At 43.9% G+C, this 17,756-nt stretch carries 16 protein-coding genes, 1 tRNA gene and 1 other RNA gene; 4 read left to right on the forward strand and 14 right to left on the reverse strand.

What is annotated here, in order from left to right:
- Positions 1-17: 17 nt before the first annotated feature.
- The 13 genes from hemH to TQ33_RS06470 form a co-directional block, all read right to left on the reverse strand.
- Positions 18-1,010 carry a ferrochelatase gene (gene hemH, locus TQ33_RS06415; protein ID WP_046561318.1) on the reverse strand — a complete coding sequence of 331 codons (993 nt, stop codon included), beginning with the start codon at positions 1,008-1,010 and terminating at the stop codon, positions 18-20.
- A gap of 29 nt (positions 1,011-1,039) precedes the next feature.
- The gene (gene adk / locus TQ33_RS06420) at positions 1,040-1,696 is read right to left on the reverse strand and encodes an adenylate kinase (protein WP_046561319.1); all 657 of its coding nucleotides are present in this window, start codon (positions 1,694-1,696) and stop codon (positions 1,040-1,042) included.
- Positions 1,697-1,838: 142 nt separating this feature from the next.
- Positions 1,839-2,204: a VanZ family protein gene (locus TQ33_RS06425; RefSeq protein ID WP_046561320.1), complete on the reverse strand. Its 366-nt coding sequence runs from the start codon at positions 2,202-2,204 to the stop codon at positions 1,839-1,841.
- Positions 2,205-2,238: 34 nt separating this feature from the next.
- The gene (htpG, locus tag TQ33_RS06430) at positions 2,239-4,137 is read right to left on the reverse strand and encodes a molecular chaperone HtpG (protein ID WP_046561321.1); all 1,899 of its coding nucleotides are present in this window, start codon (positions 4,135-4,137) and stop codon (positions 2,239-2,241) included.
- A 148-nt stretch (positions 4,138-4,285) separates the two neighbouring features.
- On the reverse strand, positions 4,286-4,663 hold the full coding sequence (locus tag TQ33_RS06435; RefSeq protein ID WP_046561322.1) for a hypothetical protein: 378 nt from the start codon (positions 4,661-4,663) through the stop codon (positions 4,286-4,288).
- A complete protein-coding gene (locus tag TQ33_RS06440; protein ID WP_046561323.1) occupies positions 4,660-6,276 on the reverse strand; it encodes a S41 family peptidase in 1,617 nt (538 codons plus the stop codon). The genes TQ33_RS06435 and TQ33_RS06440 overlap by 4 nt, the downstream gene beginning before the upstream one ends.
- Before the next feature lie 97 nt (positions 6,277-6,373).
- Positions 6,374-6,973, reverse strand: coding sequence for a recombination mediator RecR (gene recR / locus TQ33_RS06445; RefSeq protein WP_046561324.1), 600 nt, complete (start codon positions 6,971-6,973; stop codon positions 6,374-6,376).
- A gap of 150 nt (positions 6,974-7,123) precedes the next feature.
- Positions 7,124-7,453: a YbaB/EbfC family nucleoid-associated protein gene (locus TQ33_RS06450; protein WP_046561325.1), complete on the reverse strand. Its 330-nt coding sequence runs from the start codon at positions 7,451-7,453 to the stop codon at positions 7,124-7,126.
- Positions 7,454-7,502: 49 nt separating this feature from the next.
- Positions 7,503-9,827, reverse strand: coding sequence for a DNA polymerase III subunit gamma/tau (dnaX, locus tag TQ33_RS06455; protein WP_046561326.1), 2,325 nt, complete (start codon positions 9,825-9,827; stop codon positions 7,503-7,505).
- 324 nt (positions 9,828-10,151) lie between these two features.
- Positions 10,152-10,248: signal recognition particle sRNA small type (gene ffs / locus TQ33_RS11770), an RNA gene on the reverse strand.
- A gap of 93 nt (positions 10,249-10,341) precedes the next feature.
- A complete protein-coding gene (locus tag TQ33_RS06460) occupies positions 10,342-10,872 on the reverse strand; it encodes a hypothetical protein (RefSeq protein ID WP_144405955.1) in 531 nt (176 codons plus the stop codon).
- 97 nt (positions 10,873-10,969) lie between these two features.
- Positions 10,970-12,619 carry an alkaline phosphatase gene (locus TQ33_RS06465; RefSeq protein WP_071841100.1) on the reverse strand — a complete coding sequence of 550 codons (1,650 nt, stop codon included), beginning with the start codon at positions 12,617-12,619 and terminating at the stop codon, positions 10,970-10,972.
- Positions 12,620-12,657: 38 nt separating this feature from the next.
- Positions 12,658-14,229, reverse strand: coding sequence for an alkaline phosphatase (locus TQ33_RS06470; protein WP_046561328.1), 1,572 nt, complete (start codon positions 14,227-14,229; stop codon positions 12,658-12,660).
- A gap of 243 nt (positions 14,230-14,472) precedes the next feature.
- Here TQ33_RS06470 and rimK point away from each other — a divergent pair, with 243 nt between their 5' ends.
- The 4 genes from rimK (at position 14,473) to TQ33_RS06490 (ending at position 16,778) form a co-directional block, all read left to right on the forward strand.
- Positions 14,473-15,387 (forward strand): 30S ribosomal protein S6--L-glutamate ligase, encoded by a 915-nt coding sequence (gene rimK, locus TQ33_RS06475; RefSeq protein ID WP_046561329.1) that lies wholly within the window; start codon positions 14,473-14,475, stop codon positions 15,385-15,387.
- 39 nt (positions 15,388-15,426) lie between these two features.
- On the forward strand, positions 15,427-15,840 hold the full coding sequence (locus tag TQ33_RS06480) for an ATP-dependent zinc protease family protein (protein WP_046561330.1): 414 nt from the start codon (positions 15,427-15,429) through the stop codon (positions 15,838-15,840).
- Between the two features lie 256 nt (positions 15,841-16,096).
- Positions 16,097-16,187 (forward strand) — tRNA-Ser (locus TQ33_RS06485).
- Positions 16,188-16,322: 135 nt separating this feature from the next.
- Positions 16,323-16,778: a DUF4920 domain-containing protein gene (locus TQ33_RS06490; protein ID WP_046561331.1), complete on the forward strand. Its 456-nt coding sequence runs from the start codon at positions 16,323-16,325 to the stop codon at positions 16,776-16,778.
- Positions 16,779-16,815: 37 nt separating this feature from the next.
- On the opposite strand, the gene egtD is transcribed toward TQ33_RS06490, so the two are convergent.
- Positions 16,816-17,751, reverse strand: coding sequence for an L-histidine N(alpha)-methyltransferase (egtD, locus tag TQ33_RS06495; RefSeq protein ID WP_046561332.1), 936 nt, complete (start codon positions 17,749-17,751; stop codon positions 16,816-16,818).
- Positions 17,752-17,756: the final 5 nt, after the last annotated feature.

A 17,756-nucleotide genomic window follows, 5' to 3' on the forward strand; every position in this document is an offset into this window, starting at 1 on the left:
CGACGTTAGCTACAGTGTTACTTGAGCAGGCGCTGCTCTATGAGCTGTAGCATTAGCTCAATGTGCCCACGGTCATCATTTAACGCAGGAATATAGTGGTAGTCTTCACCACCATTGTCGATAAAAGTATCACGGTTTTCTATTGCCAGTTCTTCAAGAGTTTCTAAGCAGTCAGCGCTAAACGCTGGGCTGATAACCTGAACTGACTTAACACCTTCTTTCGCCCAGGTCGTTAATAACTCGTCGGTATAAGGTTTAACCCACTCTTCTTTACCAAATCGTGACTGGAAAGCAACAGCGTACTCGTTATCCTTAAGCTCAAGTTCTTTCACCACGAGCTCCGCCGTTTTGCGACACTGAGCTTCGTAGGGATCACCTTTTTGTGAAAACCGTTCAGGTACTCCATGAAAAGAAAATAGCAATTTTTCAGAGGAGCCATTCTGTTCTCTGAATCTCTGCACGGAGCGGACTAATGAGTGAATATAATGAGGGTGATCATGATAGTCGCCAACGTAGGTAATCTCTGGCACATAAAACTTATCTTTATAATACTTTGCCACCCGATCAAATATTGATGCAGTGGTAGCTGAAGAGTATTGCGGGTATAGCGGTAACACAATAATCCGCTCGCACCCTTGATTTTTTAAAGCTTGCAGGGCATCTGGAATCGATGGATTGCCATAAGCCATCGCAATTTCTACGGGAACATGTTTTCCGTAACGTTGATCAACAAAGCGCTCATTAATTTCGTTTTGCAATTTCTGACGCTGCTTTTGAGTAATCACTAGCAGCGGTGAGCCTTCTTTCAACCAGATTTTTTTATATGCTTTTGCTACTCGTGTGGGACGAACTCTTAAAATAATGCCGTGTAAAATTAAGCACCAGACCCAGCGAGAAATAGACACTACGCGCTTGTCGTGTAGGAACTCAGACAAATACCGACGAACCGCTTGAGGCGTTGGCTCATCAGGTGTCCCTAAGTTACATAGTAAAACGCCCTGTTTTTTCAATCTATTACTCGCTTATGGTCGTTTTCAAATTATTTTGATAAGCCTGTAAAAATAGCATCACGAATGCTTTCAACCGAACCTACACCAGGAACGCTAACGTACTCAGGGGCTTTTTCAGAGTCTTTCTCGGCCCACTCTGAGTAATACGCTACTAACGGACGCGTTTGGTCCTCATACACTGCTAAGCGACGACGAACAGTATCTTCTTTATCATCATCACGCTGAATAAGTGGCTCGCCTGTTTCATCATCTTTACCTTCCTCTTTAGGAGGGTTGTAAGTGACATGGTAAACACGTCCAGAGTCAGGGTGAACGCGGCGCCCGCTTAAACGTTTCACAATTTCTTCGTGATCGACATCGATCTCAACAACATAATCAACGTCAATATTGTTATCACGCATAGCATCAGCTTGAGGGATGGTACGCGGAAAACCATCTAATAAATAACCATTTTGACAGTCGTCTTCTTTAACGCGCTCTTTGACGATGCCGATGATAATGTCATCAGACACTAATTCACCAGCATCCATTTTCTTTTTAGCTTGGAGGCCCATCTCAGTTCCAGCTTTTACTGCTGCACGCAGCATATCGCCTGTAGAGATTTGAGGAATGTTGTATTTTTCTTTAATAAATTGCGCTTGAGTGCCTTTACCTGCACCGGGTGCACCCAACAAAATAATTCGCATGTGCGAAGTCTCCTAGCCTTATGTGTAAATATTGACTTTGTAGGCGCTAAAGATACTTGGTATAGCCCAGTATCTCAAGTAAAAAATACCGAAATACGGGCTTATTAGGCAGAGTTTGATAGAAATAATAGTGAGTTAGAACTTATCTCTTCACTGGTTTAATTAATAGTTTTTTGCCCAAAACCCCGACTAAAACACCACAAATGACGCCTAAGCTGTTGGCAAGAAGATCTTGCCACTCAAAACCTCGGTTAGGGATAAACATTTGAGCAACCTCAATACCGAGGGAAAAAGCGATACAAGCAATGATTAATAACCAAGCTGGGCGTTTATCTGAGCCCATGCGCGCCAGAAAGCCTAATCCAAAATAGCCCACGAAATGCAGCGCCTTGTCCCACGGCAAACCACTTGGTAGCTGCTTACCTGGCATCATTGAACCGACAGCAATAACCAGAACGCCAAGAACGAATAGGACTTTAAATAATTTGCTTGATAGAAATGCTTTCATAAAAAAGCCGCCTCAAGGGCGGCTATTCGCTGACTTAATGCGCTAATTTTAACAAGAGCTTATTCAGCTTACTAGCGAAACTGGCAGGATCATCAAGTTGGCCTTGCTCTGCTAATAAAGCTTGGTCAAACAACACATCCACCCACTCAGAGAACTGCTCATCGCTTTGCTCTTTTTCGATCAAGTCGATCAGAGCATGTTCAGGGTTAATTTCGAACACAGGCTTCACATCAGGTACATTTTGGCCCGCAGCTTGTAGCATTTTCACCATCTGTAGCGGCATTTCTCCTTCACCCGCGACGATACAAGCCGGTGTATCGGTTAAACGCATAGTCACCTTAACATCCGCCACTTTATCGCCTAGAGCGGATTTTACTCGCTCAACAAAGTCTTTGTGCTCTTCCGATGCTTTCTCTTGCGCTTTTTTATCTTCAGCATCTTCAAGATTACCTAAATTTAAGTCGCCCTGAGTCACAGAGACAAATTGTTTACCTTCGTACTCGTTCAAGTGTGAGATAGTCCACTCATCAATACGATCGTGCATCAACAAGACTTCAATCCCTTTTTTGCGGAAAATCTCTAAGTGTGGGCTGTTTTTGGCAGCAAGGAAGCTATCCGTTGCAATGTAATAGATTTTTTCCTGCTCAGGCTTCATACGCTCAATATAGTCATCAAGCGATACTGTCTGAGCCTTCTCATCGTTATGAGTTGAGCTAAAGCGGAATAACTTGGCGATTTTTTCTTTATTCGCAAAGTCCTCGCCAGTCCCCTCTTTCAAGACTTGGCCGAACTCATCCCAGAACTGCTGGTACTTTTCTTTATCTTTTTTCGCCAACTGCTCTAGCATTTTCAAGATTCGCGACACAGTAGCGTTTCGCAACGACTGAGTCACCTTAGAATCTTGTAAGATTTCTCTAGAAACATTTAGAGGCAAATCATTGGAGTCGAGCAAACCACGGACAAATCGCAAGTAAACCGGCAAGAATTGCTCAGCATCATCCATAATAAAGACACGCTGAACATACAACTTCACACCACGAACACGATCGCGGTTCCATAAGTCAAATGGGGCTTTTGAAGGGATATAGAGTAAGCTGGTGTACTCTTGAGTACCCTCAACTTGATTGTGACTCCACGTCAGCGGCTCTTGGAAATCGTGTGAGATGTGCTTGTAAAACTCTTGGTATTCTTCATCACTGATATCAGCTTTAGCTCGAGTCCATAGCGCAGTCGCTTTATTAACGGCTTCAAATTCAGGTGTCTTATCAGCATCATCGTCAGAGACCATCTTATGCATTTCGACTGGCAATGAGATGTGATCTGAGTATTTACCAATGATGTTTCTTAGGCGGAGTTCCTCAAGAAACTCTTCTTCACCTTCTTTTAGGTGAAGTGTGATATCCGTACCTCGCGTCTCTTTTTCTGTCTGCTCAATAGTAAACTCACCATCGCCAGCAGACTCCCAGATAACCGCTTCATTAATGCCAGCGCCTGCACCTCGAGTAGTCACGGTTACTTTGTCAGCGACGATAAAGGCTGAATAAAAACCAACGCCAAACTGACCAATCAATTTAGAGTCTTTTTTCTGGTCGCCTGTAAGCTGTTGCAAGAAATCAGCAGTTCCCGATTTAGCAATAGTACCAAGGTTATTGATAACTTCTTTCTCAGTCATGCCGATACCATTGTCTGAAATAGTAAGGGTCTTAGCATCTTTATCAGTCGTGACTCGTATTGCTAATTCGCTATCATCGCCATATAAACTGTTATCTTTCAATGCCTTGAAGCGTAACTTGTCTGCAGCATCAGCAGCATTAGAAATAAGCTCACGAAGAAAGATTTCTTTGTTCGAATACAACGAATGCACCATCAAGTGCAACAGTTGCTTTACTTCAGTTTGAAAAGAATGTTTTTGTTTAGTAGCTGTTTCTGACATAGTTTTTTCTTCACACTAGTTACCACGATGTGAAAAAAATGGGGGCTTTAAATCGTTTTTCAATACTAAACAATGAATCTTGCATAAAAAAGCCAGCTATCGGATAAAGACAAGCTGGCTGATAAGTTAATACTCTGGTTAGATTCTACTACTTTGGTTTACATTGAACCTCTGCTAACAAGTAGATGTCTTCAGTTTTAGCATCATACAAAAAACATGAGTCTTCTAAGTGGTAAAGCTCAAACTTACGTGGCATTTCGGTGATTCTACCTTGGGCCGGATTACCATCTACCATAGTTGGCTCACGCTGAATAAATAGCCTGTGATCATTATTAAAAATATCATCGGCTAACTTTACGTTAGCACCCGGCATGGCATCATCAATAATTCCGGCAATTTCAGCTTTAGCCTCTGAGTCAAAACCGAACGCTACAGCTGGCACAGCATGCTCTTTATTCCACTCGGTTGACTTGCAACCAACCAACCCTAACGCCAAAGCCGAAATAAGTAGGCTAGTCAGTTTCATTGCTGCAACTCCTTAGGCGTATTCATAATACGGTTTTGCTCTAAGAATAGACGCTCTTGAACGCGCTGAGACTTAAGAAGCGAGTTATCAGGCATCTGGCCTTTATAAGAATGACGTTGAGCCGTTTTTTCCACTGTTGCAGGACAAGTTCCTGAACTTTGGTACTCCAGAGCGGCCGCTAACATAGCTTCATCAGGATCACCTAGTAAGTGATTAAAATCATCGGCTACGACACACCCCTTAACAAAGTCTTGGCCGTTATCAGTAGAAGATGGAACAAAACCATCAGCATACTGACCGAAACCTTTTTGGTTTTCACCACGGAACTGGATAGTGAAGTAAGTCGTACCGCAGTTGTCGGTAGCATAAAAACCATAAGGCTTGCCACAAGTTGTATCGCCAATAAGTATCACTTCAACATCAATACCACGTAGGCCATTAATAAATGCTTCACTTGCTGAACAAGTGCCACTCGTAGAGAGAACAAAAACACGGTTCAGATTAACCGATGGCAAGACGCCACCTGGAGCTGTCGCTTCATCGGACGTGGTGTTGTAAAAAGGAATAGGGTTAAGATCTTCGCCAGTGACAGGGTTTACGTTAGGGTGCTTATCGTTCCAGACGCTTTCTTCATAAATTTGACCTTGCGTTTGAGCCTGACCAGCTACCATATAAGCAAGCTGGCTAGAGATAAATAAGAAACCGCCTCCGTTATAGCGAAGATCGACCACTAGGTCTTGAACGCCCTCGTTAGAGAAGTCGACAAATGCATCAATAATTTCTTGCTCTGCAATACGAGTACCGAAAGTATTAAACTGCATATAGCCTACTTTACCACTCGCTGTGTCAAAAACTTGCTCATTTTGAACTGGATCAGCAGTGACTGTAGCCGATGTCATCGTAACCGTTCGAGTCGTGGAAGCGCCTAAGTCACGAACCACAAACTCGTGAGTTTCTCCATCACTTGCTGGGAATAACCCCGCATTCAAGGTATCTGTGTCACTACCGTTAATGACATCAACGCCATCAATCTCTAAAATTTCAGTTCCACGAGTCAAGCCCGCACCGGTAGCCGGTGAGCTAGGCTCTGTATAAGCAATCACAATTTTGCGCGGTGGAGCAGCTTGTATTAAAAAGAAGCGTGCACCATAACCTGAGCTTGCACCAGAAGATACACGCTGCTGATAGTCGTTAGTGTCCTGAAAAAAGTGGAAGTTGTCTTTTTGAGCGCCTGAGCTTGTTAACTCTTCCGTTTTAAGCTCAGCAAAATACTCCGTTGGCAAACCAAAATTAGCAGGGTTTTGGTCTTGGATTTCGTCATACCACAAATAAGTATTGTTACTCCATGAACGTAACCAATGCTTTTCATGTAAATGACTGCCCGCCTGATCAGGCCAAGGGTCACCATAAATATCGGTACCAGAACGTGGGTTTTCACAACGCGCTACAAAGTTTGACTCGTCTGCAAAAACTCCTGCCGTCCAAGTTGGTCCCTCACTCGTTGGAGGTTGAGGGGATGGTGAGTCTGAATCACTGCTACCACCACATGCTGTTAATACTAAAGCTGTTGCTGCAAGCGACAATAATTTTGTTTTTAGCCTTTCTGTATTCATGGAGACACCTTTGTAAAGTATTTAGACATCGAATCTAATATACAACAAAAATGAAGACCAAGTAAAAAGTATCAAATTGTATCTAAGTGACTTAAAACTATGAAAGGTAGGGCTTTCTTCCAGAAAAGGAATGCATGAGAGTACCACCATCGATATATTCAAGCTCACCGCCAAGGGGCACCCCAGAAGCAATACGAGACAGTTCTGTGCCGGTTCCTTTCAGCATTTCGGCAATAAAGTGAGCCGTTGCCTCACCTTCAACAGTAGAATTAGTGGCTAAAATAACTTCAGCAGGTTTTTCTTGTTGAATCAATGTCTTAAGCTGATCCAGCCCAATATCTTCAGGGCCTATTCCATCCAGAGGCGATAAGTGCCCCATCAACACAAAGTAAGTTCCTTGAAAGCCCCCTGTCGCTTCAATTGCTAGAACATCAGCTGGGCTTTCAACGATACATAATAAGCTCTTATCACGTCGCTCTGATTGACAAATACCACACAACTCAGACTCCGTAAAATCACGACAACGGTCGCAGTGATGCACGCCCTCCATCGCCGATGCTAACGACACCGATAGATGCTCACCACCATCACGATTACGCTCCAACAAGTAATACGCCATACGCTGGGCAGATTTAGGCCCCACGCCCGGTAAACAGGTAAACGCATCAACTAATTTTTTTATCAATGGAGACTGCATTTTAACCTTATGTCATTATCTTTAACGTTAGCTTTAACACTGAATATTTGAGTCTTCTTCTAGCCGGTTTTGCGCACAGAGACTGAACGTATTAACAATACGTGATGGCTCGAGCACAAAACCAAGACCGAAGAAACCGAAATAGGCAAATTAAAATGGTAGGTTCATTCCTGGTGGAAGGTTGATTCCATCTGTCGCGCCAGCCATTTTCTCTTTAGTGGTCTCTTCAACTTTGCGTACCGCAGCATTTATAGCGGCTGCCACTAAGTCTTCTAGCAATTCTTTATCATCGTCCATCAAGCTTGGATCAATCTCAACACGCTTGACGTCATGGCGACCCGTCATTGTAACTTTGACCATACCAGCACCCGCTTCGCCCGTAACTTCTAGCTTAGCGATCTCTTCTTGTGCCTTCTGCATCTTTTCTTGCATTTGTTGGGCTTGCTTCATCATATTGCCCAAACCACCTTTACCGAACATGGCTGTACCTCAATAATGTATTAACTGTTACTGATTAAAGCGCTTTGCCCTAATCATCTAAATAAGTGACCGATTCTCGATCTATTTTAGCACCAAACTGCCGCTGTAACTGTTGACTGAACGGGTGTTGATTCAAATCTTCACACGCTTTTTGCAGTCTGAGCTTAGCCTGATGCTGCCAAATTTGGGCTGGAGTCTCGATACGGGGTTGTTTTAACTGCCACTCGACCGTAATACTCTTGCCTAAAAAAGACTCCAGAGCGTTTTTCACGCTAGATTTTGCGCTATCGGTTAATAAGATCTCTTGGTCTGGCGACAGTTCCAACACCACGCTTTGATCCGAACTCCAAATAGCGCAACTTGATTGTGCTATTTGGTGGTAAGTCCCGTCTAATTCAAGTTTTTGGACTAAATTAGCCCACTCTATTGCTTCTTCAGGCACATTTAGTTCAGGAACTAACTCAGGTTCTTCGGGCTCGTCGTCAGCGATCTCACGTTGGTTCATCGCCACGCGGCCTGAATTATCGACCGCATTATGCAAATCAGGCTTGCGATCAGTCTCGTTGCTTGCCTGCATCATACGGGCTATATCGCTGTCGTAGCTTTCTGCTGGCTCGCTCTGCTCGGGTGTAGATTCTTTGGCGACTGCTTCTCGCTGTGGCCTTTGCCCGGCATGCTCTTCCACCCGCTGCTGATTCGAAGTCGGCTGTGACTGCTCAGCCACTGAGCTTACTTCTTTAGCAGCGTTATTTGTTGGCGCTTCTTTCGCTAGAGCGACCTTGGAATTGGAGTCTTCTGCGCTTGCTTCAGGCTCATGATCAAAACTAAGACCAAGAGCCGAATGAAGGCTGGCTAGCGCATCATCGTTTTCATTTTCCTCAACAGTGTTGTTTTTCTCTGCCGAGGCATTATCAGTTGCTTTAGAATTATCAGCAAAAGGTTCCGTCTTTACAGCTGTTTTTTCAGGTTCGACAGAATCGGCAAAAGCAAACGATGACACATCCTCTTCATCCTGCTCTTCCTGTTGCATATACTGCTCATAGCCTGAAAACTCATTATCAGTACTCTGTTCAGGAGGAATGCTTTGGTTGGATGACGGTTCTGTAACGTCTTGTTTTTGTGTGTTTTTATCAGCAGAATGCTCAACCTGAGCTTTTTCAGGCTTAGGGCTTACCGGCTCTGAGCTTCCAGCCATAGCGGCTTTAGGTTTATCAGCAACAGAGGCTTCAATTGTTTTTTTTGACGGGGTTAAATTAACTTTTTTTTTTGATGCTTGTTGGTCCTGTTCAGACCCAGTGTCAATTTGGAAGGCTAGCATGCGTAACAAGGCCATTTCTAACCCTTGCTTCGCTGTTGGAGCCCACTCAAGATCACGACGCGCATGAAGTCCAAGCTGATAAAACATCTGTAAGTCCGCAGCTTCAAAAATGTCAGCAAACTCAGGGACATAGGAAGCAGCCGTATCGAGCATCACTTGCGTTGCTTGATACACAGCAATCTGATGAATTCGACTTAATAACTCTTTTAAGGCATCAGCAAAGTCAACTGGATAATGACTCATGTCATCGACAGCTTTAATCGCCATCACTGTATCTTTACTCGCTAATGCTTCAAGCAAACGCACCATAAACTTGTGGTCAATCGTGCCCAGCATGGTACGAATGTCTTCTTCTAAAACTTTGCCTTGCCCATATGCAATGGCCTGGTCGAGCAAACTTAAAGCATCACGCATACTGCCTTCTGCCGATTGAGCAATTAGCTGTAATGCCGCGGCTTCAAAGTCGAGTGACTCTTGCTCAAGAATAAACTTCAAATGATTAGCAATAGTTGCTTCGTCCATATGCTTAAGATGAAACTGTAAGCAGCGGGACAAAACCGTCACAGGAAGCTTTTGAGGATCGGTGGTCGCAAGCAGGAAAATTACGTGCTCAGGGGGTTCTTCAAGCGTCTTTAACAGTGCATTAAACGAACTGTTAGACAACATGTGAACCTCATCGATGAGATAAACCTTGTAACGTCCACGAGTTGGGCGGTACTGAACATTTTCTAATAATTCACGAGTATCATCGACTTTAGTTCTTGAAGCTGCATCCACTTCAATCAGATCAACAAATCGACCTTCATCAATTTCAGAACAACTCCCGCATTGACCGCACGGCGTCGCCGTAATGCCTTCAGCTTCGCAGTTGAGACACTTGGATAAGATTCGAGCAATGGTTGTTTTACCAACACCTCGAGTGCCGGTAAAAAGATAAGCATGATGCAGACGTCCACTTTCAATGGCATTAACCAAAGCACGGCTAACATGTTCTTGGCCACGGAGTTCTTGAAAGTTTTTGGGGCGCCATTTTCGGGCGAGCACTTGATAGCTCATAAATTAATCAGTATAGAAATGCTTATCGTTTTAGTGCAGAAACCATAGCACACTTTGCACGATTGGAAAATCTATTTGTCATCACAGAGAAAGTTAGCAAAAGACTTTTAATGATACAAATCAATCAGATAGCGCATCATCTAAGATTTTAGAACCTAGTCGCTTAGATCCTTCAAATTAATGATTGTATGACAGCGCTTAGTCAAGAGTCGCTTAAACAGATACGTTGATAGAACGAAAAAGCCGCTCAGTGTTTCCACTAGCGGCTTTTTCCAATTCTTGCAATACTTTATCAAAGAGCAATATCTTATCAAAGATATAAGGCCCAGCTAGCCACACCCCGGCACACGAGTCGGTTGCTACCGTTGCTCCCTTCCGGGCCTGGCGGGATTCACAACGTATCGTTGCGGGGGGACCAGCTGAGTTGCGCGCATTATCCCTCAAACGATTTGAATAATAAAGCCCTGCATCACAAAAAATCATGAAACCTTTGTGATTACAGTTGGTACGCTGGTTACAACACTTCCACAAAGCCTTGTTGGATTAACTGACCTAACACTGGATCAGCTTCATTATCACCAATATCTGCATAATCAAAGGTTTTGTAGTCACTCCACTCCGCCATGGTTTGCTTCACCACTTGACCACTTTCAAGCGAAGATAGTTCAAACTGCTTACCATTAATAGTTACCCGTTCAACGAACTCATGACCATTAACGAGCTGCTTTAATTCGTCCAAAGTGGTTTCCATCTCTTGGCTAGTTAGCCGATCAAACTCAATACAGTACTGCTTTTCTGGATAGGCTTGAAAGAAGCTAGGGTGCTCCGTTTGCCATAAGCGCCACAAGGCAATTTGCTCAGTTCCTTGAGGCGAAAACCCCATAACCTCTTTATTGAGCCACACGGTAACAATCCTAGACTCACCTCCTTTAGTGACGACAAAGTCGGCCTTCTTAGCCATGGTTCCTGGTTGTGCCAAGGCTAAACTGGATAAGGAAAGTGCGAGAAAACTTATGATAGCTATAAGACTTAAAATTTTATTCATTTGCAACATAACCTGTCCACTTCATATAATTATTTAAACAACACTTTTGTCAGCAAAGACACGCGCTCTTCCTTCGAAGAGCACAGCCCTATGCTTTCTACTGTTGCGCCGCTTCTGCTTTACCAACTAAATCAACAGCGTGATTCATGGCATGAAAAATATTACTTTGCTCATGGGTACCACGTAATAACTGAGCACCAGGGCCAGTCGCATAAATACCCACATCTTCTCCAGAGTGCGTTTCCGAACCTAGAGGGATTAACGCCTCTTGATGATAACCTGATGATTGTGTATCAACGCCGCCTACATCATGACGTCCTGTAGCTCCGGCATCCCCATAACGCTGGTCACCACCATTTCCCTGGCCATAATCCGCAAAGCCTAAGCCATTAGAATAACCAACTGTGGTGTACGGCATATCATCACTAGCCAGCACAGCTTCATCTTCAGCATGTCCCGCATGGTCATTACCCTTCACCACACCTAAAATTGGATTACCACGAGTCGGATAACCCGCAAGAGTAAAGACATGACTGTGGTCAGCGGTGACAATAATCAAGGTTTCATTCAAATCGACTTTATCAACCGCAGCTTGTACAGCTTCAGCGAACTCTACCGCGTCTTCTAGCGCACGATAGGCATTACCCGCATGATGGCCATGGTCAATACGACCTGACTCAACGGTTAAAAAGAAGCCTTTGTCATTGTTACTCAGGATATCAATGGTCTTAGTTGTCATTTCACTCAAGGACGGTTCGCCAGCAATATCATTCACTCTATCTGCTTCGTACTCCATGTGTGATGAATTAAACAAGCCTAGAACTTTTGTTGTCGAGTCAGCACTTAATGCATCAAAACCTGCTTGATCATACACATAGCTTCCAACTGCATACTTTGCTTTCCAAGAGTCGATTAAATTCATTCCATCCGTACGCTTCCCTGTTTTGCCCTCTTCATCGGTAAAGGTGTTCGGGATAAAGTGACGACGGCCACCGCCCATCACAACATCAATACCATCACCATAAGAAAACTCTACAAGTTGTGTTGCAATATCCTTGCAGCCGTTATTTTTAGCTTCATCTGTTAACTTGTCATCACTTTCCCAGTTACGCTCAGGAGACTTAGCGTAGGTTGCTGCAGGTGTTGCGTGTGTAATACGAGCCGTAGAAATAATGCCTGTCGACATACCAGCCATTTCAGCAAGTTCGACTGCTGTAACTAACTCATTACCTTTTGCAGAACTACAATCTGCACGAAGCACGTTTTCAGGGTAGCCAATAACTCCTGCTTTAGTTTTAACACCGCTAACCATCGCCGTCATTGTTCCTGCCGAGTCGGGTGTCTGTTGATTAGTGTTGTAAGTTTTAGCGAACCCAGCAACTGGAAACTTCTCAAAACTAAGCTGGTACTCTTCGCCTGTTGCGCCGCTTTTCTGCCCCGCAAATATACGCGCCGCAGTCACCGTCGAAACGCCCATACCATCACCCACAAACAGAATCACGTTTTTAGCGGCCCCCTTGGTCAAGACTTCTTCGGTTTCTAAAGCCTTGTCTACACGCAACTTACCTTGGTTAAACCATTGATTGGTTTTAGTCCAGTCAACGCTAGAAACTGGTAGCTCAGGATTCTGCTCTTTATCGTCTTCATTTCCAAAGCAAGCCGTCAGTAACGTTGCAGAGACTAAGACGCTTAATAGTTTGCCAACATACTTTTTGTTGATGTTCTGCTTTTTTGCAAAAATAATCATTGTTTTAATCCTCAAGTTCTACTCTTATGACCTATAGCTTACTGATAAGCTTCGCCGCCAAGTTCAGCCGCATGGTTGATGACATGGAAAATAACGTTCTGCTCAATAACCCCTTGCAATAAATGCGCGGCAGGCCCTATTGCATGAACGCTAATGTCTTCACCGGCATGAGTTTCAGAACCTAGAGGAACCAATGCTTCTTGATGGAAACCAGATTGAGTTGTATCGATACTAGAGAGGTCGACACGCCCCGTATGAGCATCGTCACCATAGCGCTGGTCACCACCATTACCGTCACCATAATCAGCAAAACCTAAACCGTTAGCGTAACCGACTGTAGTGTACGGCATGCCATCAGAAGCTAAAGATGGCTGAGATTTAGGCTGGCCACTACCGTCTGTTGATTTCACCAAACCTAATATAGGATTACCGCGCTGTGGATATCCGGCAATCGTGAATACGTGACTGTGATCCGCTGTGACCATAATCAAAGTGTCTTCTGGGTTGGTGTTATCCATGGCGTATTGGATAGCATTAGCAAACTCTATAGTGTCATCTAAAGCACGGTATGCATTGCCAGCGTGATGTCCATGGTCGATGCGCCCCGACTCCACCATTAAGAAGTAACCATTATCGTTTTGCTTTAAAACTTCTAATGCCCCTTCGGTCATTTCTGTCACCGTCGGTTCGCCACCAACATCACTTAAACGATCAGCGTTATATTGCATGTGAGATGAGTTAAACAAAGCTAATAGCTTGTCAGTTGAAGCTAAATCCAGCCCTGCAAAACCGGCTTGATCTTCAACATAAAAAGCCGCTTGATCGCTGTAACGAGCCAGCCACTCGTTAGTTAAATCACGTCCATCCGTTCGCTTTCCCGACTTGCCTTCTGAGTCCGTAATTGTTTCAGGGATAAAATGACGACGACCTCCCCCCATAACAACATCAATACCGTCACCCGCCTCTAGTTCAACGAGTTGAACCGCTATATCTTTACACCCAGCGGCTTTCGCCTCTTCCGGCAACTTATCATCACTTTCCCAGTTTCGCTCAGGGACTTTGGCGTAAGTCGCTGCTGGAGTGGCATGAGTAACACGAGCTGTTGAAATAATGCCCGTTGATAAGCCTTTTTCTTCCGCCATTTCTATTACAGTTTTCAACTCGTAGCCACTTGCTGTATCACAGCTTGCTCGGTCTGTATCTGGCGCAATATTAATAACGCCAGCTTTAGTTTTAACGCCCGTCATCATCGCGGTCATGGTCCCAGCTGAGTCAGGAGTTTGTTGGTTTGTATTATAAGTTTTTACCTGTGCACTGTATGGCATCTTTTCGAAAGAAAGCACATTCTCCTCGCCAGTATTACCTTCACGTTGACCTGCCAAAATACGTGCAGCAGTAATGGTGGATATACCCATACCATCACCCACAAACAAAATAATGTTCTTAGCCTTAGACTTAGGAGCTTGAGCTAGCTGTTTATCAATAGCTGCTTTACCATCAGTGAACCAGGGGCTGCTAGACTGAACATCAGGAAGAACGGCTGAATGCGCAACTGAAGCAAGTCCGCAGGTCACCGCCGTAGCTATTATAGTTTTACTAAGACGACGCATATATTTATCCTCAATAGGGTTTGTTTATTTAGCGCCTATAGGCTATTGGTGGAAAGTGACGGTATCGTGACAGCTAGGGGACAGTTCGATTGCAGCTTGGTGACAACATCATGGTCTGGGTTGAAGCTGTGACGTCCATCTCTTTTTTGAAAGTGACGATTATTTGCTATAGGGTTTAAATAGGCGTGTGCTATATTATCCGCATAAAAATCATGACATTCATAAAGCAAACCAAGGTATCCCATGAAAATCGGTATTCTCTCTCGTAACTCAAAACTTTATTCGACCAGCAGGTTGGTAGAAGCGGCTAAAGAACGTGGCCATGAACCGCAGGTAATAGATGTTTTAAAATGCTTTATGAACATTACCGCGAACCGTCCAACCGTTCATAGCAAAGTCAAAGGTGAGGTCACTCAGCTTAGTTTTGATGCCGTGATTCCGAGAATTGGTGCGTCAATTACTGCTTACGGTACAGCAGTGCTTCGTCAGTTTGAAGTTGGTGGGGTTTACTCGGTTAATGAATCTATAGCAATCACTCGTTCACGCGACAAACTACGAGCTCATCAGCTCTTAGCACGCAAAGGTGTTGGCATGCCGATCACCAGTTATGCCCATTCAGTTGATGCTACCGACGAAATCATTCAGTCGGTTGGTGGCGCGCCATTGATCGTTAAAATTATTGAAAGCACTCATGGTAATGGAGTGGTTTTAGCAGAAACCAATAAAGCTGCAGAAAGCTTAATCAATGCATTTAGAAGCCTTAATGCTGACTTCTTAGTCCAAGAATTCATTAAAGAATCTGGCGGCTCCGACGTTCGTTGTTTCGTTGTCGGTGACAAAGTCATCGCAGCCATGCAGCGTAGCGCCAAAGAAGGAGAGTTCCGCTCAAACTTACATCGTGGTGGCAGCGCTGAAGTAACTAAGCTAAAACCAGAAGAGAGAGCTTTAGCGGTCAGAGCAGCAAAAGTCATGGGGTTAGACGTTGCTGGCGTCGATTTGCTTCGTTCAGCTCATGGCCCGCTGGTTATCGAGGTTAACTCATCGCCTGGCCTTGAAGGTATTGAGAAAGCGACAGGAAAAGATGTAGCTGGCGCGATTATTAAGCATATTGAAAAAGACTCGCTTAAAGGCCCTAATAAGCCAAAAGGCAAAGGTTAAAACTATAGGCTTACAGGAGAATCAAACACCGTGACTAAAATGACCGTTGGTTGGAAAGAAGAAGCGAAACTCCCTGAGCTCAGCATCGATCCCATAAAAGTTAAAGTTGATACTGGCGCAAAAACTTCCAGCTTACATGCTTTTGATATAGAGTCATTCGACAAAAATGGCATAAATTTCGTTAGGTTTAAAACTTGTCCTTACAAGCGCCATCCCAAAAAAGAGGTTACTTGTGAATCTCAGGTCGTTGACTATCGAAAGATCACAAGCTCAAATGGCCAGACGCAACTGAGGTATGTCATCAGGACCCCCATTACCATTGGCGATAAAACCTGGGATATAGACATTAGCCTAGCTAACCGCAAAAAAATGCGGTACAAGATGCTACTAGGGCGAGAAGCCATGGATGATATTCTTGTATCCCCCCATAAGTCATACTTACAATCCGATTAAGCGAGACTTGCTATAAACACAAGTTTCCGCTATCTTACGCGCCCTAAGAGCTGCTGCTTGAAATCAGTTTAAAGCTCAGAGTACACATTACGGTGAAGTGGCCGAGTGGCTGACAAACCAAAGGTTTGAACGCTGGGGCTATGCACCAGCGGCCCGAAGGGCGAGAAAGCGACAGCTTTCGAGTAACGCGCACGCAGAAGTGCGCCGATAAGACAAAGTAGCAGATGCCACAAAGCATCTCGAAATAACAAATTACGGTGAAGTGGCCGAGTGGCTGAAGGCGCACGCCTGGAAAGTGTGTATACGTTTGTAGCGTATCGAGGGTTCGAATCCCTCCTTCACCGCCATACAATAAATACCCGCCTTGTGCGGGTATTTTTTTATCCGTGATAGCATTGTTAGAAATTTGCCTTTGATCTCAGTTTTGATTAACCTACCCAGTAAATGAGAATACTTCTCAATAATGGGCAAAGGAAGACACTATGAAAAAACTCTTTATCACTATTACTCTTATATTATGCTTCTCTACCACTATATCAGCTAGGGAGTTAACGCTAGGAGAGCCAGTTAAAATGGGCTTAGTAGAGTCTATGGAAACCCTATTAGCTCAGCCAGAAACTTACATCGGAAAAGAAATCACGGTTAAGGGCAAAATAGGAAAAGTCTGTAAAAAGCGTGGATGTTGGGCAGACTTTGTTGTTGGAGATAAAAAACTAAGAGTTAAAGTAGAAGATGGCGAAATAGAAATTCCATTATCTGCTATTGGCTCCGATGCATACGCCACTGGAGTGTTAAGCTCGATAGAGTTTACGAAAGAGCAAACGATAGCTTACCTAGAGCATATGGCTGAAGATGCCGGCGAAAAGTTTGATCCTAACACCGTGGAACAAGGGATGACTTTATACCAACTCCAGTCAGGTTCAGTAAAAATACTATAATCTATGTAAAAGCCCGTGAGTCGCGGGCTTTTTTTTTCTATTGAGCCTGTAAATAATTGACGCTAAATAAATCCTTATTATCAGTCCAGCTATGCTTTAACAAGAAACCTGAGTCCTGGGCTAGTGCGGCGATTCCTTCGATGCTGTACTTGTAAGAGTGCTCGGTATGAACCAACTCTCCTTTTTCGAAAGTAACGGTTTCACCCAATACATCATAAGTACTATTTTTTAAACTCTTAAGGTACATTTCAATGCGTTGCTGTTGAGAGTTATACAAAGCAACATGCTCAAACTCACTAATATTGAATGTCGCATCTAAAATTTCGTTAATGTGCGCTAAGGTATTCAAATTAAACTCTGCTGTAATACCTTTTTTGTCATTATATGCCGCATGCAGAATATCGTCGTCTTTGTGCAAATCCACGCCTAAAATCATTCCTCCAGTATTACCCACCAGCTGTCGCATCTGCTTTAGGAATGTTAATGCCTCTTCTGGTTCGAAGTTACCGATGGTAGAGCCCGGGTAAAAAGCGTATTTCCTCAAATCTTGTAAACGCTCAGGAATTTCAATGGGATCCGAAAAATCGCTAGCAACAGGAACCACATCAAGCCAGGGGTATTCGCTAGATAGCCTTTGTGCCGACTGTTTTAAAAACTCGGCCGATACATCTTGTGGCACGTAAACGCTAGGGTGAAGCGCTTCGAGCAAATATTCAATTTTTTTACAACTACCCGCTCCTGGCTCAACAATCAAAGAGTTCGGCTCAATTAATTGTGCAATATCATTGGCGCGAGACTGCAAAATCTTACGCTCAGTGCGAGTGGGGTAATACTCATCTAACTCTGTGATTTGCTCAAACAGCTTTGAGCCATGATGGTTGTAGAAGTATTTTGGGTTAATGAATTTTTGTTCAGATTTAAGTCCTTGAAGAATCGCAGCTTGTTCTTCGTCTAACGTAAATGGTTTTGTCACACTGT

The organism is Kangiella geojedonensis (assembly GCF_000981765.1).
GTDB lineage: Bacteria > Pseudomonadota > Gammaproteobacteria > Enterobacterales > Kangiellaceae > Kangiella > Kangiella geojedonensis.